Source organism: Ignicoccus sp. (genome assembly GCF_056435145.1).
Genome location: NZ_JBWNMZ010000012.1, coordinates 1 through 19,705, shown reverse-complemented (window position 1 = coordinate 19,705; position 19,705 = coordinate 1). Strand labels below are relative to the sequence as shown.

23 protein-coding genes and 1 rRNA gene are annotated in these 19,705 nt (G+C 48.9%); 14 read left to right on the top strand and 10 right to left on the bottom strand.

Annotated features, from left to right (window positions below):
• Window positions 1-6 precede the first annotated feature (6 nt).
• Window positions 7-438, bottom strand: a complete 432-nt coding sequence (locus AC1HCZ_RS04255) for a hypothetical protein (RefSeq protein WP_479462309.1) — start codon at window positions 436-438, stop codon at window positions 7-9.
• Between the two features lie 23 nt (window positions 439-461).
• Between AC1HCZ_RS04255 and AC1HCZ_RS04250 the strand changes: the two genes are divergently transcribed.
• Both AC1HCZ_RS04250 and AC1HCZ_RS04245 read left to right on the top strand, forming a co-directional pair.
• On the top strand, window positions 462-986 hold the full coding sequence (locus AC1HCZ_RS04250; protein ID WP_479462308.1) for a MogA/MoaB family molybdenum cofactor biosynthesis protein: 525 nt from the start codon (window positions 462-464) through the stop codon (window positions 984-986).
• Window positions 964-1,398, top strand: a complete 435-nt coding sequence (locus tag AC1HCZ_RS04245) for an archease (RefSeq protein WP_479462307.1) — start codon at window positions 964-966, stop codon at window positions 1,396-1,398. The genes AC1HCZ_RS04250 and AC1HCZ_RS04245 overlap by 23 nt, the downstream gene beginning before the upstream one ends.
• A 26-nt stretch (window positions 1,399-1,424) precedes the next feature.
• Here AC1HCZ_RS04245 and gatB read toward each other — a convergent pair whose 3' ends face one another.
• Genes gatB through AC1HCZ_RS04230 form a run of 3 tightly spaced genes read right to left on the bottom strand, consistent with a single transcriptional unit; the run spans window position 1,425 to window position 3,632 of the window.
• Window positions 1,425-2,879: an Asp-tRNA(Asn)/Glu-tRNA(Gln) amidotransferase subunit GatB gene (gene gatB / locus AC1HCZ_RS04240; protein ID WP_479462306.1), complete on the bottom strand. Its 1,455-nt coding sequence runs from the start codon at window positions 2,877-2,879 to the stop codon at window positions 1,425-1,427.
• The gene (locus AC1HCZ_RS04235; RefSeq protein WP_479462305.1) at window positions 2,827-3,231 is read right to left on the bottom strand and encodes an ArsR family transcriptional regulator; all 405 of its coding nucleotides are present in this window, start codon (window positions 3,229-3,231) and stop codon (window positions 2,827-2,829) included. The genes gatB and AC1HCZ_RS04235 overlap by 53 nt, the downstream gene beginning before the upstream one ends.
• The gene (locus AC1HCZ_RS04230; protein WP_479462304.1) at window positions 3,210-3,632 is read right to left on the bottom strand and encodes a hypothetical protein; all 423 of its coding nucleotides are present in this window, start codon (window positions 3,630-3,632) and stop codon (window positions 3,210-3,212) included. The genes AC1HCZ_RS04235 and AC1HCZ_RS04230 overlap by 22 nt, the downstream gene beginning before the upstream one ends.
• On the opposite strand from AC1HCZ_RS04230, the gene AC1HCZ_RS04225 reads away from it, so the two are divergent.
• From AC1HCZ_RS04225 to AC1HCZ_RS04210, 4 genes are all read left to right on the top strand, one after another.
• Window positions 3,619-3,786, top strand: a complete 168-nt coding sequence (locus AC1HCZ_RS04225; RefSeq protein WP_479462303.1) for a hypothetical protein — start codon at window positions 3,619-3,621, stop codon at window positions 3,784-3,786. The genes AC1HCZ_RS04230 and AC1HCZ_RS04225 overlap by 14 nt on opposite strands.
• Window positions 3,787-3,931: 145 nt before the next feature.
• Window positions 3,932-6,163, top strand: coding sequence for a hypothetical protein (locus AC1HCZ_RS04220; protein WP_479462302.1), 2,232 nt, complete (start codon window positions 3,932-3,934; stop codon window positions 6,161-6,163).
• 27 nt (window positions 6,164-6,190) lie between these two features.
• Entirely contained in the window at window positions 6,191-9,244 is a 3,054-nt protein-coding gene (locus AC1HCZ_RS04215) for a hypothetical protein (protein WP_479462301.1), read from the top strand.
• Window positions 9,228-10,331 carry a 3-dehydroquinate synthase gene (locus tag AC1HCZ_RS04210; protein ID WP_479462300.1) on the top strand — a complete coding sequence of 368 codons (1,104 nt, stop codon included), beginning with the start codon at window positions 9,228-9,230 and terminating at the stop codon, window positions 10,329-10,331. Before AC1HCZ_RS04215 ends, AC1HCZ_RS04210 begins: the two co-directional genes overlap by 17 nt.
• Here AC1HCZ_RS04210 and AC1HCZ_RS04205 read toward each other — a convergent pair.
• Window positions 10,317-11,027, bottom strand: coding sequence for an ASCH domain-containing protein (locus AC1HCZ_RS04205; protein ID WP_479462299.1), 711 nt, complete (start codon window positions 11,025-11,027; stop codon window positions 10,317-10,319). The two genes, AC1HCZ_RS04210 and AC1HCZ_RS04205, sit on opposite strands and share 15 nt — an antisense overlap.
• 58 nt (window positions 11,028-11,085) lie before the next feature.
• Here AC1HCZ_RS04205 and AC1HCZ_RS04200 point away from each other — a divergent pair, with 58 nt between their 5' ends.
• Entirely contained in the window at window positions 11,086-11,511 is a 426-nt protein-coding gene (locus tag AC1HCZ_RS04200) for a secondary thiamine-phosphate synthase enzyme YjbQ (protein WP_479462298.1), read from the top strand.
• Window positions 11,508-12,662, top strand: coding sequence for a nicotinate phosphoribosyltransferase (locus AC1HCZ_RS04195; RefSeq protein WP_479462297.1), 1,155 nt, complete (start codon window positions 11,508-11,510; stop codon window positions 12,660-12,662). Before AC1HCZ_RS04200 ends, AC1HCZ_RS04195 begins: the two co-directional genes overlap by 4 nt.
• Here AC1HCZ_RS04195 and AC1HCZ_RS04190 read toward each other — a convergent pair.
• Window positions 12,643-13,128 carry a DUF1947 domain-containing protein gene (locus AC1HCZ_RS04190; protein ID WP_479462296.1) on the bottom strand — a complete coding sequence of 162 codons (486 nt, stop codon included), beginning with the start codon at window positions 13,126-13,128 and terminating at the stop codon, window positions 12,643-12,645. The two genes, AC1HCZ_RS04195 and AC1HCZ_RS04190, sit on opposite strands and share 20 nt — an antisense overlap.
• A 182-nt stretch (window positions 13,129-13,310) precedes the next feature.
• On the opposite strand from AC1HCZ_RS04190, the gene AC1HCZ_RS04185 reads away from it, so the two are divergent.
• The 4 genes from AC1HCZ_RS04185 to AC1HCZ_RS04170 all read left to right on the top strand — a co-directional run bounded on the left by AC1HCZ_RS04185 (window position 13,311) and on the right by AC1HCZ_RS04170 (window position 17,247).
• Window positions 13,311-14,009 carry a hypothetical protein gene (locus AC1HCZ_RS04185; RefSeq protein WP_479462295.1) on the top strand — a complete coding sequence of 233 codons (699 nt, stop codon included), beginning with the start codon at window positions 13,311-13,313 and terminating at the stop codon, window positions 14,007-14,009.
• Between the two features lie 57 nt (window positions 14,010-14,066).
• Entirely contained in the window at window positions 14,067-14,441 is a 375-nt protein-coding gene (locus AC1HCZ_RS04180; RefSeq protein WP_479462294.1) for a hypothetical protein, read from the top strand.
• A gap of 36 nt (window positions 14,442-14,477) precedes the next feature.
• A complete protein-coding gene (locus tag AC1HCZ_RS04175; RefSeq protein ID WP_479462293.1) occupies window positions 14,478-16,292 on the top strand; it encodes an aldehyde ferredoxin oxidoreductase family protein in 1,815 nt (604 codons plus the stop codon).
• A 538-nt stretch (window positions 16,293-16,830) separates the two neighbouring features.
• The gene (locus tag AC1HCZ_RS04170) at window positions 16,831-17,247 is read left to right on the top strand and encodes a hypothetical protein (protein ID WP_479462292.1); all 417 of its coding nucleotides are present in this window, start codon (window positions 16,831-16,833) and stop codon (window positions 17,245-17,247) included.
• Between the two features lie 35 nt (window positions 17,248-17,282).
• On the opposite strand, the gene AC1HCZ_RS04165 is transcribed toward AC1HCZ_RS04170, so the two are convergent.
• Both AC1HCZ_RS04165 and AC1HCZ_RS04160 read right to left on the bottom strand, forming a co-directional pair.
• Window positions 17,283-17,612 (bottom strand): hypothetical protein, encoded by a 330-nt coding sequence (locus AC1HCZ_RS04165; RefSeq protein WP_479462291.1) that lies wholly within the window; start codon window positions 17,610-17,612, stop codon window positions 17,283-17,285.
• Window positions 17,613-17,694: 82 nt separating this feature from the next.
• Entirely contained in the window at window positions 17,695-17,931 is a 237-nt protein-coding gene (locus AC1HCZ_RS04160; protein WP_479462290.1) for a hypothetical protein, read from the bottom strand.
• Window positions 17,932-18,070: 139 nt separating this feature from the next.
• Between AC1HCZ_RS04160 and hisE the strand changes: the two genes are divergently transcribed.
• Window positions 18,071-18,379, top strand: coding sequence for a phosphoribosyl-ATP diphosphatase (gene hisE / locus AC1HCZ_RS04155; protein ID WP_479462328.1), 309 nt, complete (start codon window positions 18,071-18,073; stop codon window positions 18,377-18,379).
• Window positions 18,360-18,953, top strand: coding sequence for an imidazole glycerol phosphate synthase subunit HisH (gene hisH / locus AC1HCZ_RS04150; protein ID WP_479462289.1), 594 nt, complete (start codon window positions 18,360-18,362; stop codon window positions 18,951-18,953). The genes hisE and hisH overlap by 20 nt, the downstream gene beginning before the upstream one ends.
• Here hisH and AC1HCZ_RS04145 read toward each other — a convergent pair.
• Window positions 18,950-19,534 (bottom strand): hypothetical protein, encoded by a 585-nt coding sequence (locus AC1HCZ_RS04145; protein WP_479462288.1) that lies wholly within the window; start codon window positions 19,532-19,534, stop codon window positions 18,950-18,952. The two genes, hisH and AC1HCZ_RS04145, sit on opposite strands and share 4 nt — an antisense overlap.
• A 68-nt stretch (window positions 19,535-19,602) precedes the next feature.
• Window positions 19,603-19,701, bottom strand: a 5S ribosomal RNA gene (rrf, locus tag AC1HCZ_RS04140).
• Between the last annotated feature and the right edge of the window lie 4 nt (window positions 19,702-19,705).

The window sequence follows — 19,705 nt, the reverse complement described above, 5'->3', positions numbered from 1 at the left end:
ATTCACCTAAACTTTATACCTTTTAAGAAGTTCTACTATGAGCCAAGGCCTTGTGGGCCCCTTAGGCTCAGCTCCGCGCGCCGCCCTCGTTGCACGGTTAATTAGTTCGTAGGATACCTCTTGATCAACCTTAACTGCGCTCAATGCTCGACCTAGCCTCCACAACGTCCTTTCGATTTCTTTTCGCACTTCTCTCAATTCTTCGCTTATGACTTCTGTCATCCAAGGTTTGACCACCATCTCCTCTCGTAAGACCTTTTCTAACTTTTCCAGCCTAGATAACCACTTGAGCGAGTCTCGCACTATTATTATAGCCTCTTCCTTGTCCATTTCCGCAGTACTTTGAGGATAAGCGATTACCACCTCGTCCTCCTCGATCCTTTCCTCGTTATCCTCTGCTACAGTTTCTATCTCGTGAACTTCATTTTCTTCCATCACTCGGACCACCTCGGAGCTGTGCTATGCACGAACACGAGCGCTTCGGGCCTGAGAGGGTCCGTTTTGGCATAGTCGTAGTATCTGACGCGGTTTATGAAAGGCGCAGAGATGACCTCAGCGGCAAGTTAGCCAAAAAGATAATTACTGAGAGCGGGCATGAGGTAACATATTTCTCTTTCGTACCTAACAGTAAAGACGTAATTCTGAAGACGCTTGAAGAGGTCAAAGATTCTCCGGTCGACGTGGTCCTGTTTGTAGGTGGTACCGGACTAGGACCTAACGATCTAACCGTGGACGTTATTGAGGGAGTAGCTGACAAGGAAGTGCCCGGCTTCGGCGAGCTTTTCAGATACATCACGTTTCAAAGAAAGGGTTCTATAGCAATTCTCACGAGGGCCGGCTTGTGGGTCTACTCTAAGTTGCTACTCATGGTCACGCCGGGAAGCCCCGACGCCGTAGAGACTGCCCTCAAACTATTCTTGCCCGTGGCTAGACACGCGGTGGCGGAGGCGAGGGGACTGCGTCATGGCATGTCCAAAGGAGTTTGAGTACCTCCCCCACACTGCGGACATTATAGTCGTTGGCTACGGCGAAACGTTAGAGGAAGCCTTCGCTAACGCAGCTAAGGGCGTATTTAATATAATAACCGACGTGAATCGGGTAGAGCCCCGTGAGTGTAGAGAGGTAGCGGAAGAGGCCGACGACCTAGAACAAGCCTTGTACAAATGGATAGATGACCTCCTATTATACTTTGACGCAGAAGGCATGGTATTTTCTAAGTTTGACGTGAAGATCGTTGAAGAAGGAGGCAGGATAAAATTAAAAGGAGTGGCGTGCGGCGAGAAATTCGACTCCTCAAAACACGAGTACGGCACTATAGTAAAGGCAATGACATATGCCGAGATGGAAATAAAGAAAGAAGATAACTGTTGGAAGGTTAAATTCGTAGTCGATATATAACTGTGGGTCGCTAACACGGGTCGACATCACTCCTCAGATCCGTGGCGAACGCTCATCCCCAACTCCTTCTCTATTATTTGGCGGACGGCGCGCGGATCTGCCTTCCCGCCCAACGCTTTCATCACTTGTCCAACCAGGAAGTTTATAGCTTTAGGATTCTTCCTCGCATCCTCGACAGCCTTTGGATTTTCACCTATGACTTTCTTTACTATACTTACTATCCTATCCGTATCTTTGAGAACGCCTATTCCCTTCTCTTTAATCACCTTCGAGGGATCCTTACACTCTCTTAACATAGAAGGCAAGACTATTTCTCTCGCTTGCTCCAGAGTTATTTTCCCTTCATCGACGTATGAAAGGAGCTCAGCAAACCACCGAGCGTTGACACACATACCCAGAGGGACGTTCAACTCCTCTGTCCACCTTAGATAATCGACTACGAGTAAGCTTGCCAACCTCTTGTAGTTTTTGTAGAACTTGGCTGCATCTTCAAACAAATCGGCCAACCTCTTGTCTCTGGTCACTAATACGGAGGCTAGGTACTCGTTAAGCGAATACTCCCTAACCATCCTCTCTATCCTCTGGTCCGGGAGCTCTGGAAGCTCCTCCTCAATCCGCTTGACGAGGTCCTCTTTAACCAGATAGGGTGGAATGTTGGGTTCCGGCATATATCTGTACTCTTCCTCTAGTTCCTTACTCCTCGCGCTCACGGTCACCCTTCGACCGGCGTCCCAATGTCTCGTCTCCCTCTTCACCTTCCCGCCTTGTGCTAGCAAAGTGCTCTGACGTGTTATCTCGAACTTTAGTGCTTTCTCAACGTCCTTAACAGAACCTATATTTTTTATCTCAACCCTTTCGCCGCCTTCAACGCTCACGTTAGCGTCAACCCTCATGGAGCCCTCTAGGTTGCAATCGCATATGCCCAGATGTTCTACTAAGCTCCTCAACTTTTCTACGAAAGCTCTCGCTTCTTCAGGGCTCTCGAGATCAGGCTCGGTGACAAGCTCTATCAGAGCTATGCCAGACCTGTTGTAATCGACTAGCACGTATTCCGATGCCCTCCCGCGCGGCCACACGATGCGCCCGGGATCTTCTTCTAACTGTAGCCTTCGAATGCGAACGACCTTTTCTCTTTCACCAACCCTCAAGACGAGCTGGCCGCCCTCGCACACCGGCGAAGAGCCGAGCGAGCTGAACTGAGTAATTTGGTACCCCTTAGGTAAGTCTGGGTAGAAGTAGTGCTTTCTGGCGAACACTATCTTGTCGTTTACCTTTCCCTTCAAACTCAAGCAGAGAGCTAAAGCCATCTTTACGGCCTCTTCGTTAAGCTTCGGGAGCGCCCCCGGAAGCCCTAAACAAATCGGACAGACAACTGTGTTAGGGGGCTTGTCTCTGTAGTCCGAGGGACACGAACAGAAGAGCTTGGTCTTAAGTTTGGTCAACTGAATGTGAACCTCCAGACCTATCTTTGCTTTCATCATACTCTTCGGCGCCCTCGCTCTCCCCTTCTCCGCTCTTTTCTCCCTCGCTCCCCAAGCACTCTATGATTTTCTCTAGTAATCCCGCGTAATGGAGTGCCAGCCTCGCACCCTTTTCGGTCAAAGCGATGTTCATCTGGGGATGCCGACCTAAACTATACTTGACTTTTACTAACCCTTCTTCTTGCATCTCCTTCAAGTGTTTCCAGACCGTTGACTTAGTCAAACCTAAGTGTTTAGCTATATCCCCCAACTTGCTCCACTTGTTCACCATAAGGTAAAACAGTATTGCTAGCCGAGTCGTCGTTACCTTGAGGGATCCAAACTCTTTTATTAACTCTCTGCATTTTGACACAACGTCACCCCCAACAAGTTCATTCCTAATATCACGAAGACGTCAGAAACCGCTAAGGCCTCGCTGAGGATTAGTCCCGAAGGCCTTTTTGTTATAAAATACATGGAGATTGTATCTATAATAGAAGCGGTCGAGGCGGCGAGAGCTCCTAAGGCGATAGCCTTAGGCCGTATTATTAGTGAATATAGCAATGAATTCAACATATTAATTACGATCACAAGATTCAACATCGTTAAGTTCCAATATCTCGCACTTGATACAAACAGATGGTATGATAAGAACAGCAACGTGATTGCAAATAAAGAGAATATAGCGACCAAGATTCTGTAGACCTTGACAACCTTAGCAGAGTCTCTCAACACCTTAATCAACTCCCAGTTTACCCTTATGGCGTACGACACGTTTTCAGCTACGCGATCCACGCTTAATAGAAAGAATAGAAAGATCCTCAAAACCAAAAATGTAAAGACAAGGGCAAAGTTCGTGATTTCGACCAAGCTCGGAGCTATCAACAAGTCGAGAAGGAGAATCAAAGTTGCCGAGAACGACCAGTAACTGGAGGCGTTGCGACAAACTTCCAGCCTCGACAGTTGTACAATTGTCTTAGAAAGGGGACCTGTAGTCATCGCGTTTGCTCCAGAGCCCTCGGAAGGGAACATAGCTACAAAAACTTTCTCAAGGATAAGTGAGAGGGCAAAAGTTGAATAAAATAATAATAAGGCACGGAAAATCTATCATTTTAATACTAACTGTATTAGTCATATTCTTCTCGGCCTATATTAGGCTTATTCCCTACTTCAAGTACTCTCACTACGGCATTTGGTTACAATACGACGACAGCATGTTCGAGTACTGGCTCTCAAAGGTCCTCTACAAAAGAGGCATAGATTACTGGTACCAACTGACCCCTGAGAATACTAGATACTTGTGGTGGTGGCCAGAAGGGAGGGACGTAAGGAAGACCGAAACTCCGGGGCTGTCGTTCACCGGAGCTCTCGCGTACCCAATAGCAAGGACGTTAGGGCTGCGGCTCGTAGATTGGGTAGGGATAATCCCGGCGTTCTACGGTACGTTGGCCATAACAGCTTCGGCTGTTCTAGGCTACGTCATAGGGGGCCCGTCTCTCGCGCTCTTGATGGCTACTTCAACGGGATATCAATACGCCTTCATGCAAAGGAGCATAGCGAGCTTCGTAGAGAAGATGGCGCCGTGTTTGTTCTTCGGTACTCTGTTCTTGCTAGCGCTTGCCTTAGTGCTGAGGAGGTCTGAAACGAGCCCGACCACAACCGCTGCCCTTGGGGCCTTGGGAGGGGTTGCACTAATGCTCGCGTCGGCCTTCTGGGGAGGTTTTCTCACATTCCTAGCAGTTGTATCTATATTTTCAATGCTGATCCTATTCTTTACCGATAACGTAGCTATACTCAAAAACGTCGTTGTATTCTTATTAATCTCTGCATTCACCTTCTTCATTACCTCTAGGTGGATAACAACCATATGGATGCATAAGATCTGGGCCTTCGCTGCGTTTCTGTACTTATTATCAATAGTATTTGTACTTGCCGAAATCTTAGTGTTGAATAAGTTTGAGTACAAAAACAGACTAAAGTTCTGGAGCCTCGCGTTAGTAGTAGTTATACTTGCAATAATATTGGCCGTTACACATCCCTACGTCCTGAGAACTTATTTAAACGCGAGGTACATAATGATGGTAATGCCGTGGACCCGAAAGATAGAGAACCCATTAGCTAGGAGCGTTGCTGAACATCAAGGCATATTCAACGTGTTTTCGCCAATCGACTTGGTAAATGTCCTCGGCATAGGCCTCGCCGCCCCCATTGCCTTACTCATTGCGTTACAAGAATACATCAAGGGTCGCAAAGATGAACTATTACGTTCCCTTCCAATAATAGCCCTCGGATTGTTTGCAACCTACTTGGTACTTACGAACGTATCGGTTTACATGCTTACGACAGTGGGCTACTTCAGTGCAATGGCGGGCGCTTTGGCCATGTTCTGGGCGTTGAAACAAACAATAAATGAAAAGAGCGGTGTGATAAAAGTATTCTGGCTATCCTTATCGCTAATCATAGTAACGTTCTTAGCGAGCGGGTCGTACGCCGGGATAAGCTATGCTATAAACTACCCGCCGCCTTCGTTCCTCTCCGCCGGTACGGCCTTCTACAGTCCCCTCTTCCCGCACGCCACGAAAGTTATCGAAAGCAAGTGCAAGTTCGTCTTGGCATGGTGGGACTACGGCTACATGATAGGTACGGTTGCCAACAAGACTACTGTAGTGGACCCGGCCACGCTCAACGCAACGAAAATAGCGCAAGTAGCGAAGGCGCTTATAGGTAATGAGAACAACTTACTAATGGTGCTAAAAGAGTTCAAGCTCCCAAAGAAGGATACGTGCATCTTTGCTTACGAGGTGTTTCCCCTCTTGTCAAATAAAACGGTAATCTTAATACCTCAGGCCGGCGACTTCGCCAAATCTGTATGGATGTTTAGGATAGCTGGGTTCGATGACTCAACTATATTTAGTAAATACATAAATACCAAATATATAGTGATAGGCATCACCGAAGGCGGACGACGGATCACACTCGTCGTGGACAGTCCTAAGGAGATCATGCCTACTCGAGGTGGAGTTTTGATTAGAACTCCACAGAGGGGCTCGGTGTTATTGAGGAGCGTCGAGGTCGTAACTCCGCGCCCGCTTTACAATATCAACGACGTTAACCTTTACAAAATGATATATTTGGGATTAAAGGAGAAGGGATTCACCGTGCTAGACTCGTTAGGCCATAAGATAGAGAAGGACATAGGGTTCGGCAATTTAAAGCTGGAAGGCGTCGTCCTAGATCGCCTTTACCTCCCTAACAATAAGGTACTCCCCTTCCTAGGAGTAGCCGTAATTTACAAGTTCCGCTAAGCTCCGCGCTCCCAGCACCTAAGGTTTTTGAAAGCAAGGATAACGGAGACCACGTGGAAGAAAGTAATGAGGCTAGCGTTATTATTAACATTAGCAGCGCTCTCCGCACTAGCTTTGGAATATACGGTATCGCTCGCTAACCTCACCATCGTGAAAGCGACGGACGCGTACGAACGCGAAGTCATGAACGGCAGAATAGTGATGCCAGAAAAATTCTGGTTCTCCTATCCGAACGTCCTCTTCATCTATTCCGGCGGGGAACTCGCCAGGTACACTATTACGGACGATGGCGTTACGCTAACATCTTCGAGAAAGATAGCCAACGTAGTGTGGGTGCTTCAACAAAACAGCACCAGGATAATCATAATTACTGCCACCTCAATACTAGTTACTAACAACGCACTGGATATCTTACATAAGATGAGCTTCAACTCGAAAGACTTCAGACCGGCCGGGAGGTCTGGAGCTTGCTCTTGGTTCACGAGCGCTGGGAGACTCTTGGAAGTGTGCCCCACAAAGCTAGAGGTTTACCGAGTTCCCGCAAGAAGCTTCGGCGTGTTCTCCCCCAAGGGCCTCATTTTCTATCCTATTTGGAAGCTGGCCGGAGCTTGCAAGACCAACATCTCAAGGCTTCAAGAATCATTTATAAATAACACTACCTTTGTGTTACTGAAACACCTACACGGCTCTACGTTGGCAAAAATAGCTTGGAGGGGAGGACCTCGTCTCCTCAGCTGCGTTAAGTTGAGAGGTAATGCTTCCTTACTGAACACGTCGCTTGTGATAATTGACAAAAAAGACGACACTATAAGGTACGTTGAGTTAACAAACAACGTTTCATTCGCCGTTACCGGCGCCAAGTCAGTGAAGTTCTTGGGTTATTCCAACTCACCGTTGGGCTACAAAGCCTACGTGATATCGACCACATCAAAAGACGGGAACGACGTCCTAATCTCCTTAAGAGTCAAAGACGGGATTCCAATGCTCGCCATCTCATCGGAAAAGATGTTTTGTGTGCCCTCACCAACCCTTATATGTTTTCCGGAAGAGCTGGGCTACGAACCGGTCCACTTCAAAGACGTAGCTTCCCCTCACAGCGCCTTGCAGATATCACTCACCAAACGCTTCATAGAGGTTGTCGGTGAGAGGTCCGTAAACGTCAACTTGAAGTCCTTCTCGTCTCGCACCACATACACGATTAAACTCAGTGCGGAAAAACCGACGAAGGTAGTCTCGTTGCCGAGCGACAGCTACGAACTAAACGTAAAGAGTAGGGTCGGACGTGTGGTAACGTTCGTCGGGGCCCCTCCTCCCGGAACGGACTTCGACCCTTCCGTAATAAGGGTCGACATATCTCCAGACGTAATCATACCCTATGTTTATAGGTTAGAGATAAGGGTGATAGACGCCCAGACGAATGAGCCGCTATCAGGTGCCCTAATATACGTTAGCGGGATCACGGTGAGAGGGAAGAGGATCCAACTGGGGCCTCAAGTCACAGACGCCAACGGCACTGCGATTCTACATCTAGAGAAGGGGACATATATGATAAGAGTAGTTAAGGACTACTACAAGCCAGTTATTATAAGGAACTTAGTACTTGACCAAGATAAGATCATAAATATAAAGATGTTAGTTAAGGGAACAGAGGTAAAGATCAAGGTTCTGAGTAAGGGAGCTCCGCCGTTCATACCTAAGGGACCTATTGCTGGAGCAACCGTATCCATTCAAGGTAGGATAACAATAACGAAGAAAACCGACAAAAACGGCTTGGTTAAAGCAGTGCTTTTGCCGGGGACCTACAAGCTGGAAGTAACGGCGCCACTGCATAAGAAACATGTCGAGACGTTGAACGTTGTCCCCAGGGCCAGACCGTTAGTGAAAGAGGTGTACTTAGAACCTACACTGTATAACCTAACGCTAGTAATAAAGGACTCTTTAACGGGGCGGTTAGTCATACCTTCATTAGTGTCGATAACGTCTCTCACGAGCGGGCTATCTAAGATCATCAAGAACCCCGCATCCGGAACTATATTGGTTACGTTGCCGCCAGACACATATTCAATAAAGGTGTTGGCCAAGAACTACCTACCTTTCGAGCAAACCTACAACATATCGAGAAGTGTGACTTTGACTATACCTCTCAAGTTAAGGACGCTCAAAATCCGTGTCATGGTATTCGACGAACTTAAGAATTTGGTTCCAGCGTTTAACATAACGTTGGTGAACCAAGCCCTCGGTTTGAAGCTCAAATTCAGCTTAACGAGTCAGAACAACACCATAAGCGTCCCGCCGGGTACCTATAAGTTGAGCGTGATCGCTAAAGGTTACGAACCCCTAAGTACTACCGTAACTATTTCAGATAACACAAAGGTTTTGCAACTCACCATAGCTCATAAGTCTTTCAACGTGGTTATTAAGGCTAAAACAGACGATAAGTTGCTCTACGAGTTCATATTTTACTGCGAAGGACAAGTTCGGGGCGGCCCGCTCTTCGAACCCTTACCGTTGCCCAGAATTACCAAACCTACCCTCCAAACCACGATAAAGCTTCCGAGAGGCACTTACATGGCATCCTTGACTTGCTATTCTGCGACGAGAGAGAAGGCGGCGACTGGGAGCACTACCTTCATAGTTCCGACGAATGCTAAGGTAGAAGTACCCTTGACGCCTACCAAAACGGTAGTTACGATAAGGGTGTTGGACGTAAGGACGAATAAACCTGTTGCCAAGGCTGTAATCAAGATATACTACGTTCAACAGAAAAAGTTGGTAATAGGGGAAGGTATGACAGACGTGACCGGGAGGGCCGTAATCAAAGTGAACGCGTATTACATAGGCAAGCCGGTAGAGATAGTCATCACGGCCCCAGGGTACCAAGAGTACCGGTCTTCAGTAATATTGACGAAACAGCTCCCCATAGTTTACCTAAAACCGGCCCCTACGATTCTGGAAACTCTCTTCGGAAACCCGATACTGCTAATAGCCGTCGTCTTAGTAGGGGCGGCCGGAGCGTATTTGGCCTCTATGTTTATAGGTAGAGGGGGCGAGGAGGAGGAGATCTTTGAAGAGCTCGTCTAAGCTGGAGGTGCCAGTAACCGAGGAACACATATATACGGTAATTATCGGTAGGAACGTCATTGAAGAGACGAGAGAGGCTCTGCCAGAAGGCGTCAGGCCGTGCCTTGCGGTAATAGGCGAGGGGATAGCAAGAAGCGCGCCGTGGGTCATTCAAGAAATTAGTAAAGTTTTCCCTTCGTGGGAAGTAGTTAAAGATGGAGAAGAATCGAAGGACTTGAACGTAGCCCTAGACATAGTGAAGAAGTTGTGGGAGCTAAAAGCCGACCGCTGGTGCGCCTTGGGGGTTGTGGCCGGAGGCAGCCTGGGCGACACGGCCTCGTTCGCCGCCTCCATCTATATGAGAGGATTACCTTTAATTAACTTCCCCACGACGTTGCTAGCCATGATAGATAGCTCGTTGGGTGGAAAGACTGCAGTGAACTTCGAGGGCTTCAAGAACGTCTTAGGCTCGTTCTACCACCCTTGGTTAGTTGTAGATGACTTAAGGTTCTTAGATACATTGCCCGACAGAGTGTTCAAGTCGAGCTTGGCAGAAGCAATAAAGTACGGAATTACGTTGAACCCGGAGTTCTTAAATTACCTTAGAGACAACGACAAAAAGATATTGAGTAGAGATGACGAACACATCACAAAGGTCATCTCAGAGAGCGCTAGGACGAAGCTCGAAGTAGTAAGTAAGGATCCTAGGGAAAGGGTGGGAGTACGAGAAGTACTGAACTTCGGCCACACCGTGGGCCACGCCCTCGAGTCCGCCTCGAGGTTCGAACTCCTTCACGGTGAAGCCGTAGCTCTTGGAATGGTTGTAGAGACTCTATATGCAGAGAAGGTGGGCGGGTGCTCATCTTGCTACGACGCGCTAGAGAACGTACTTTCGAAATACTCATTAACGGAAGTCAAGGCTCCAAGGCTTAGTTTAGAGGAGTATAGAACCCTAATATTAAAAGATAAGAAGAGGGTGGGTGACCGCCTGAGGCTCCCGCTCTTGGAAGGCGTAGGTAAGTGGCGGTTGGAACTAGTCCCTCTTGACGACTTCGTAAATCTCACCTACAAGATTATGAGCGATGTACTGTGGTCAAAGGACTTCTAGACCTATCGCCAACGCAGGGCCCGCTTCAGGTCCGTAGTACTTTTCGTATACCTTTATGCCCTCTTCGACGCTTAGGCCCGGCAAGACCCTCTCCTCGCTCTCTAACATCTCTTTAAAATTCTTATAAACTACTAACTTTCTCACCTTAGTGTACAAGAGCTTGCCGGACGCGACGCTCTTAAATTGAACGATGTGGCCTACGCGCAGCCTCTTCCTCTTCTCGTCGTAAACTCTACCCTCCACTGCCTTCTCTCCAGAAGCGATCAACTCGAACCACCTATCTTCTAGCTTCATCTTGTGTACCTCTTCCGAGCGGAGCACAAGCGCCCCGAAGGGTTCAACGTGATCATCTTCCTCAAGGAGTCTTATGTCTTGAAAGGGTACCTCTCCTTTATATGGGCCCTCGCCTATTATGAAGTCTACGTGCACCGCTTCCGGCACTCTCCAAAATCCTGTCGACGTGCGTCCGTCCGTGACCACGGCCCCCTGAGGTGTTATTAACGCGTAGAACGGAAGCAGGTCGAGCCACCCTTCTGTAGGATGTTGACACCTCTTGCCCAGCGGACACGCGTAGTAGTCCTCTCCCTCATCAAATATTCCTATGGCATAGTCGCATACTTCGTCGATTACGTCAATACACAAAGCGAACTTCGAGTGATGGACTACGAAGCCTTCTCCAACCTTTCTGACGATCAAGGCCCTTTCGAGTTATACGTATTTACTCGCACTTATATTGGAGTGCCGGCGAACCCCCGTGACCTTTAAAGTATACCAAAAGGTCCTAACGTTTTCATCATCAAAAAAGAAGGAACTCATTGATATAACGAGAGAAGTTGAGGGGGCTGTGGCTGAGTCCGGAGTAAGAGAAGGGATTTGTATGGTCTTTGTACCGCACGCGACGGCGGCAATAATAGCGAACGAACACGAATACGGCTTGATGACAGATATAGTGAGGGCGCTGACCGAACTGGTCCCCCCAGACAAGGGCTGGGCGCATAACAGAATAGACGACAACGCCGACGCCCACATTCTGGCCTCAATCGTGGGCCCCTCGCGCTGTTTCCCGGTCAGCGGGGGCAGGCTGGTAAGGGGGACGTGGCAGAACATCTTCTTGGTCGAGCTAGACGGCCCCCGTCACTCGAGAAAAGTAATAGTTACCGTAATGGGTGAAGGAAGATGAAGCTTTACGTGGCGTCGGAAGATGATATTCTGTCAGGCAACGCAACAGACATATATTTTAAAAGGACTGTAGAAGTAATCAAGAAGAGCGGAAACGACAAGAAGGTTAGGATGGAGTTCCACGCTTACAGCCTTCCGAGAGGTTACGAGTGGGGCGTCTTTGCGGGCTTGGAAGAGCTACTCTACGTCTTAAAGGGGAAGGACGTTACGGTTTACTCGTTACCCGAGGGGACGTTGTTCTTCCGAAAAGAACCTATCATGGTAATCGAAGGCAAGTACTCTGAGTTCGGAGAGTTGGAGACCGCACTCCTAGGAATCGTAAGGCACTCGACCTCGATAGCGACCAAGGCCGCAAGAATAAAGTTGGCCGCCGGAAACAAGAGAGTACTGTTCTTCGGGTTGAGGGCCTTACACCCAGCAATACAACCGCTTGCCGACAGAGCGGCGTTCATAGGTGGCGTGGACGGGGTGGCGGGAGCGCTCAGCGAGAAGTTCTTGGGGGTGAAGCCTCAAGGGACCATGCCGCACGCATTAATTGTAATATTCGGGGACGAAGAAGAGGCTTGGAGAGCGTTTGACGAAACATTGCCAGAAGAGATACCAAGAATCGCCTTGGTCGACACCTTCTGCGACGAAAGGGAGAGCGCCCTCAGAGCAGTCAGAGTGTTAAAAGATAGGTTAAAGGGCGTGAGGCTCGACACCCCGAGCTCTAGGAGGGGTAACATGAAGGCAATAGTAGAAGAAGTCAAGTGGACGCTCAAGCTACACGGCGTTGAAGTCCCCATAATAGTCAGCGGGGGGCTAGACGAAGAGAAGATAGAAGAGCTGAGGGACCTCGTGGACGCTTTCGGAGTAGGTACCAGCATAGCATTCCCCCCAAGCGTGGACGTGTCTGCGGACGTGGTAGAGGTCTTCGAGGGAGGCAAGTGGGTTCCGAGGTCAAAGAGGGGGAAGCTGCCGGGCTTCAAGCAGCTGTTCCGAGACCGCTGCTTCAAAGACGAGGTCCTCCCTTGGGGCTCCGAGGGCAAGGGGACTCCGATGCTCACTAAGGTCATGGAAGGTGGCGAGTTAGTGACGAGGTTACCGAAGCTGAGCGAAATTAGAGATTACGTCTTGCGCCAGTTGGAGGAGCTCAAGACTTGCAGAGCTTAAACAAGTCGTCCCCCAAGTAGTGTATGTTCTTAATAATTTTCCCTTTCTCCATTTTCTCAGCCTCCTCCCTATCATAGAGAGCTGTGCCGACGGCTATGGGAAACTTTAGGTTCTCCGACCTCACTATGACGATGTCTCCCTTTTTGAATTCTCCTTGGAAAGAGATTATTCCGGGCCTCATGACGTCTGCCCCTCTAGTGACGTAAGGCACGGCCCCCTTGTCTACCACTACAGAGGGTCCCTCCACGTCGTTCCCACACAAAATTGGAATGTACTTGTTGTCCTTAAACCAGAAGGCGGGTTTCCCATCGACGAAGTAGACTAAGTACTCTTTCTCTCTTTCGATTCGAACTTTAACCTCCTCCACTTTCTGGTCTAGAGAGAACTTCGCCCACGGTAAGCCCTCCACCCTTTTTAAGAGTAGCTTCTTTTCTTTCTTCGAAAGGGGCCTCCTCAACACCCTCACGTCTTTAACCCCGGATGGTAATGCCCGTGGGATGAAGAGCCGTTGGGCGACTGAAACGTCAGAGATGTAGAGGCCTTCTTCTCCGGCTACAGACCCCTGCACATTCCGGGTTAATTGCTTGCACAACGCTTCAACGCATCGATTTTAATATTTTGTCTATAGATACCGACACGTGAGTTGAATTGGAGTTCACGCCTTCCAAAGGTAGGTGTGTAGACCTCGAGAAATACGGATCTAGGGTGTGCCACGCGGCCTCCACCCCGCTAGAGGGGTTGAGGGAGTACCTCAAGTGCGAAGATCTTAAAGACTGCGGCAAGCACGTCCAAAGTACGTTCTTCTTGGAAGGCGTATCGTACAGAAGCGCGAACGAACTAGCTACTAGGTGCAACTTGCCCCTCTTCCTAGAGGGTCCGCGGGAAATCGAGTTGGAGATTCTGAAAGCCTTGGGAGCTAAGTCGCTCGCCGAGGCGCGCGAAAAGATATTGGAAGTATCCAGCGACTTCGAGACTGTAGAACATATCGTAAATAAATTGTTCGTTGTACCACAAGGCAACATCACCGAATCCATAGATAAGTATTGTCACAATTTCGGTTTGAACTTAAGTAGCAAGTTCTGCGAACTGGCGCTGATGGTCGAGTTCTTTTACTTCCAAGCCATAGTCAGGTTTATCGAGTGTAGGTCCAATGGCAACGCCCTTCCGGAGTGCGAATACTTATTACCGAACTCATTGAGAGTCAGAGAATTACTGACCGTCAGGCTCAGTGACTTAGATTGCTTAGAAAAGATTGCCACAAAGCCAGACGTTTCCGAGGAAACTAGGAGAGTTGCGAGGGCCATTCTCTCGTTAATAGAGAGGGAGTACGGCATAGTATTACCGTAGCGGCCTTCCGAATTAACCTCACGACCCAGCCCTAACTGTAGGAGTGGGAGATAAGCTTTGTGTAATCCCACCCTCGCCGAACCGGTCGTCTTAATGAAGTCATCCTACGATGGTTCTTGGTGGCTAGTGGAGGGCAAGAGTGTGAAGAAGCTCAGCGAGGACGAAGTAATAAACAAGTTATCGGAGTGCGAAACCTACGGCGGCGCGACCTATTGCGCGAGAGAGGCGTTGCTCCTCGTGTGGAGTAAAGGCGGAGAGTGCGCAGTGGGGCTGAAGGGAGTAATCCCAGAGGACCCCGACGCTTGGTGTAACCTGGCGCGCTTAGCAGAACTTCTGAGGAGTAGGTTGCCAGAACCGGTCTTCGTAGAGGATATCTACGTTGCCGCCGCCCAACTCGCTTGGAGCTCTGAGGACGCAACGGCATCAACATAAGCTTCGCACTCGGGGTCCATTACTCGGGATACGTTTTTGGAAAGGAAGGTTCTACTTATTGACCTCTCTAAAATTAATCTCGAAGAGCTAAATGTAGATGACTATCTCCACACTAGGTTCCTAGGCGGGAAAGGCTTCTGCACGTACTTCATATACAAATACGCACAGCCGTGCACAGACCCTTACGGCCCCCGTAACGTCGCCGTAATCGCTGCTGGGGCGTTAGCGGGCTATGCGCCGGCTTCCGGGAAGACGTGTTTCGGTGCCGTCAGCCCGTTAACCGGGCTGATCCACGACTCCTACGCCGGTGAAGTGTTAGGGCCCAAACTGAGGATGGCCGGTTACGACGCTATAGTGATTACCGGAAGGTCCGAAGAACCAGTTTATATCTACGTAACAGAGGAAGGGGCTGAGATCTTAAACGCGGATGACATATGGGGCTACAGCACCTCCAAGGCGACAAAGGTACTGAAAGAGAGGCACGGGAAAAAGAGCAGTGTAGCAGTAGTGGGTCCGGCTGCCGAGAACAAGGTTAGGTACGCCTCCGTAATCGTCGACTATCATCGAGCCGCAGGACGAGGCGGTATAGGAGCAGTATGGGCAAGCAAGGGTCTGAAGGCCGTAGTGGTCAAGGCAGCTAGACCGCTCCCAGAGCCAGCGCTAGGGAGGAAGGCGTGGAGGGAAGTAGCCACAAAGCTTTACAAGAAGTTCCAAGCTTTAGGTTCCAACTTCTCCAAATACGGAACGAACAACGGGCTGGTAACAGCTGATAAGTTGGGTATGGCGCCACACTTCAACTTCAAGTACCCCCATATGGGGAACGTCGGAGAACTCACGGGCGAAAACGTAGCAAAGGTTGCAAAGGCCCCCTACGAAGTGGAGGACCAATCCGTATTCGGCTACATGTGTCCAATAAAATGTTCAAAAGTGATAAAGGATGAGAATATCAAAAGCGAGTACGAGCATTTGGGTATGCTAGGCGCGGCTGACGGGATATACAAACTAGCGGACGTCCTTAAATCTATTAAATTAGTGAACGATCTTGGCCTCGACAGCATATCGTCAGGTAACGTGATAGGCTGGGCGGCGGAAAGCGAAGAGAAAGGTTTACTCAACGGCGTGATGATGTGGGGAGACGGCGAGAGGCAAAGAAAGCTGTTAGAGGAAATAGCCTATAGAAGGGGAATAGGCGCCGTCCTCGCGGAGGGCGTCAAGAGGGCTTCCGAGATATTGGGCTTCGGAAAGGAGTGGGCGGTTCACGTTAAGGGGTTAGAAGCCCCTGCCTGGGACCCCAGAGGGTTGCTCGGCTTTGGGCTGAGCTATGCCACTGCTGATGTCGGGGCCAGTCACTTGAGGGGGTGGCCCCGTCCCCACAGACCTCCCAGGGGGAGCGCGCTAGAGGCGTTGGACTCCTTACTGTACGATAGAGACAAGACAAGCGTTGCCGATCACATGGGGACGTGTGTATTCTTGGCCTACGACTTTCCGGACTGGAGCGAGCTGTTGAAGGTTGTTTACGACTTAGATTATGATACGGAGGAGTTAAGGAAGTTGTCACAAAGAACCGAAAGCTTGGCTCGGTTGTGGGCACTCAAAGTAGGTTACACGAGTAATGATGACACCGTACCGCCTAGGTGGATGGAACCGGTGCCCAAGGGGCCGAACGCTGGCCTCAAAGCGTTCGTTTCATGGGAAGACTTGGAAATCTCTAAAAGAGAATACTATAAGAGAAGGGGGTGGAGTCCTCGGAAAGGAGTTCCGCTTCCTTCGACTCTTAAGTCGTTAGACCTCCACTTCGCTCTCGAAGATGCCGAACTCCTCTTGAGGAGATTAGAACCAGAATATTACTAACCCCTACCCTTCCAGTGGAACCCACACTTTTCCCACATAATCTTCTCCCTCTTGACAGAATCTCGTTCGTGTTCACGTCTTACGCTCGTATGAGCGAGAGTACCTTTCGTGTGGAAGGGTAGCGCACTCCCTCCTTAGAGGTCATATTCGTCTTCATGCTTCTTCTTTCTTTCTTCCATTTATTCTTTTATCAATCTGATGTACTTGAATCTCTACCATATTTCCAATACCTTTGAGTCTAGTAACTTAGAGTGACGACTTATACTAACATGTTAAAGCAATTACTCCACGAATTAATGAATAGAAAATTATACAAAACAAGGAACAATGGAATATGGAGGCCAGACTGTACAGTCGAAACGGCGGGGGAAGTCCTCTCTGCAAAATATTAGAATAATATGCACCGGAGACGCGTCAGAAAGAGCGCGCGTGGGAAAAGTGTGGGTTCCACTGGAAGGGTAGGGGTTAGTAAGACTCGGTTGTGGAAATCGTTAATAAAGTGTGTGACAAGATAACGTAACGACGGGGGACTTGGGTTTTGGCATCTGAGGACGAGGTCCGGGAAGAGGTAGTTGAAGAGACACACAAGAAAGTAATGGAAGAGCTAGAGAAAATATACGAGGATGAAGAGATAGAGGTGTTCGCGGCTCCTGACGACAGTGAGCTCGAGAAATTGCTATTGGAGATTCTCAAGGAAAAACCTATGAAGTTTAAAGAGTTAAAGGAAGTGTTCTCGGCAACTGCTGGCGAGGACAGGCTAAGGAGGTCGTTGATGAAGCTGTTAGAAGAGGGACGCATAAGAGAACTGGAGGACGGCACGTACACAGCTATAGACGTAGTAGAAGATATATATTCAACCGCGGAGGACGAAGAATTCATAGAAGACGTCTTAGAAAACGTAGAGGCTGAGGAGGAGGAAGAGTTAGAGGAGCTAGAGTTTGACGAGGAATTTTGAAAAAGAACGAGATGTAGTGGGCAGACATTGAAGACCTACGGACTCTCTTCGCTACCTTCGTTTAACTTGGACAACTTAGTGCGCACAATTTCGGCCAGCTGGGGTCCGTAGTAAGCTTCTAGCGCCGTAATTAGTTCCTCTATTATTTCCTTCCTCTTCTTCAGTAACGTCAAGACTTCATCGAAGTCATCGCTCTCTAAGTATTTCTTCAAGCTCTCTATAGGGTTCGGGCTGTCGAAGGATGAGAACTTGTACTTGTTTTCGGCCATCCAGACGAGCTTTCTAACCTCTTTGGTAGTTCTTTCGTCCAACGAGTGAGATGCTAGTATTACATTGAAAATCTGTCTTAGGAAGTCGGGCTTCAACTCCAGGGTCCCCATACAGGCCTCTTGTCATCCCCCAAAATGTCGTTGGCGGTCCCACCCGGATTCTTAGGTCATTCCCACTTCAGTCTTGGGCGCGTTGTTTATTCTTCTTCTGTTCGTAAAGTGCTTTGGGCATTGCCCTTATTTCGCCAGTCTCACTGTTTATTATGACTATGTATTCCCTCCCGTACTTGTGTACCACGTGCTTGGGTATGTATATGTTTAGCGGTAGGGTGTAGTATATGTACTTGTAGAGCTTGTCGTTGACCACCTTTTTACCTACAACTTCTCGCACGAGAGCGTCTCTTACTCTCTCCATTCTACGCCCCCACAGACCTTGTGCACGCTTCTTAATTATAAATTAATGTAAGGTTTTCAATCCGGCAACGGTGTGTTACGGAACTCCCACCCAAGTGCTTGAAAAGACTGTTTTATGTCCAAGCTACGGGAAAGTAGGCGTGACGGACTTCTTGTCAGAACTGTGGTCCGTAGTGAAAAAGAGAATTGAAGAAAAGCCTCAAGGCTCATATACTGCTGAGATAGCCAAGAAGGGTATACCTTTCGCCGCCAGGAAGTTAGGCGAGGAGAGCGTAGAGCTCATCGTGGCTTCACTGTCGGAGTCCCGGGACTCAGTTATTTATGAGGCTGCAGACGTGATCTACCACCTAATGGTACTGTTGGCGCTGGCGGGGGTGGAGTGGTCCGAAGTTATCGAAGAATTAGAGAGGAGGTCGAGGGTGAAGGTGAGTGCTGGCGGCGATAGTTAACTACGGAATAGGGAACTTGTTCAGCGTTAAGAGAGGATTCGAGAAAGCGGGGTTTAGAACAGTGGTAACTAACGACAAAGGGGTGCTGAGGGAGAGCGACGTCGTAGTCCTGCCGGGGGTGGGTTCCCATAAGGCTGCTGTTACTAATATGACCTCCTTAGGCATAATCGATGTAGTTAAGGACGCGGATAACTTCAAGTTTGGTATTTGCCTAGGTATGCAGTTGCTCTACGAAGAGAGTGAAGAAGGAGGGCTCAAGGGCCTAGGAATCTTAAAGGGAAAGGTAGTGAAGCTTAGGGGAGTCCCTAAAGTCCCACATATGGGGTGGAACAAAGTAGTAGGCAACTCGCCGTTGCTCGAAGGCTTAAGTGGCGAGTACTTCTATTTCGCACATAGCTACTACAAGGAGTACGAAGGAAGAAGTGAAGAGCAGGCAGTGACAGAGTACGGAGAGGCTAGGATAACGGCTTTGGTCTGCTCTGGTAAGGTTTGCGCTACACAGTTTCATCCGGAAAAGAGCTACTTGAGCGGGATACGATTGTTAAAGAACTTTTACGGCTACGTGAGGGGCTAGAGAGGCGAGACGCTGTCCACCTCATCTGGGCCCACCCTTATGTTACCTACGCGGGCCGAGCCACTGAAGTCGATGTTAATCAACTTTCCACTTATCATGTTCCCTTGTCTTAGCTTTATTGATACTTCGTCGGGATACAACAACGCGTTTAACGTCCTGATCACCTCAGAGAATCGCCTCCTATTTTTGAGCGAAGTATTGGCCCTTGTTGTTATGACGAAGTAAATGTAGGAGGGAAGGTTGTGAACTACGTCGTTCCCTACAAGTTCGATGAGCACCTCCTTTCCTCTCATTACCTTATTGGGCCAGAGGTAATGGACCTCGTCTCCATACAAAAATCGCAATACTTTTACTGTCTCTTTCATTATTATTAGGAGTTCGCTAATGTTCTTGTATGCTAACCTTTGTGGTTGACGGTCAACTATTACGTAGTATTTGCCCCTCCTCACGATAGGGATACCTAAACTTTTTAGTGTCTTAATGGCTGCGCGAAATTCGTATTCCTTTAAGTTTAGATTCTTCCTTATCGAGAATATGTCCTCCTCTCCTTCTATTCTTTGTAAGATCTCTAAGGTCCACACCCTTAGAGAACCCCGAGGGGGTGTGGCTTGGGGCGTTAAACGGTTAGAGGCCCGGTCCCAGCACGGGGCGGCTGCGGCGCCTCTCGGACGCCACCGCCGGACCCCGCGCGACCGGCTTAACTTCCGGGTTCGAAATGGGTCCGGGTGTTGCCCGGTCGCTGTGGCCGGGCC

Bases quoted from the DNA above. Each gene is read 5' to 3' on its own strand.
- AC1HCZ_RS04160 (WP_479462290.1), bottom strand. From the start codon at position 17,931: ATGGAGAGAGTAAGAGACGCTCTCGTGCGAGAAGTTGTAGGTAAAAAG.
- AC1HCZ_RS04225 (WP_479462303.1), top strand. From the start codon at position 3,619: ATGGCGTACGACACGTTTTCAGCTACGCGATCCACGCTTAATAGAAAG.
- AC1HCZ_RS04250 (WP_479462308.1), top strand. From the start codon at position 462: ATGCACGAACACGAGCGCTTCGGGCCTGAGAGGGTCCGTTTTGGCATA.
- AC1HCZ_RS04245 (WP_479462307.1), top strand. From the start codon at position 964: ATGGCATGTCCAAAGGAGTTTGAGTACCTCCCCCACACTGCGGACATT.
- AC1HCZ_RS04195 (WP_479462297.1), top strand. From the start codon at position 11,508: ATGAAGCTTTACGTGGCGTCGGAAGATGATATTCTGTCAGGCAACGCA.
- gatB (WP_479462306.1), bottom strand. From the start codon at position 2,879: ATGATGAAAGCAAAGATAGGTCTGGAGGTTCACATTCAGTTGACCAAA.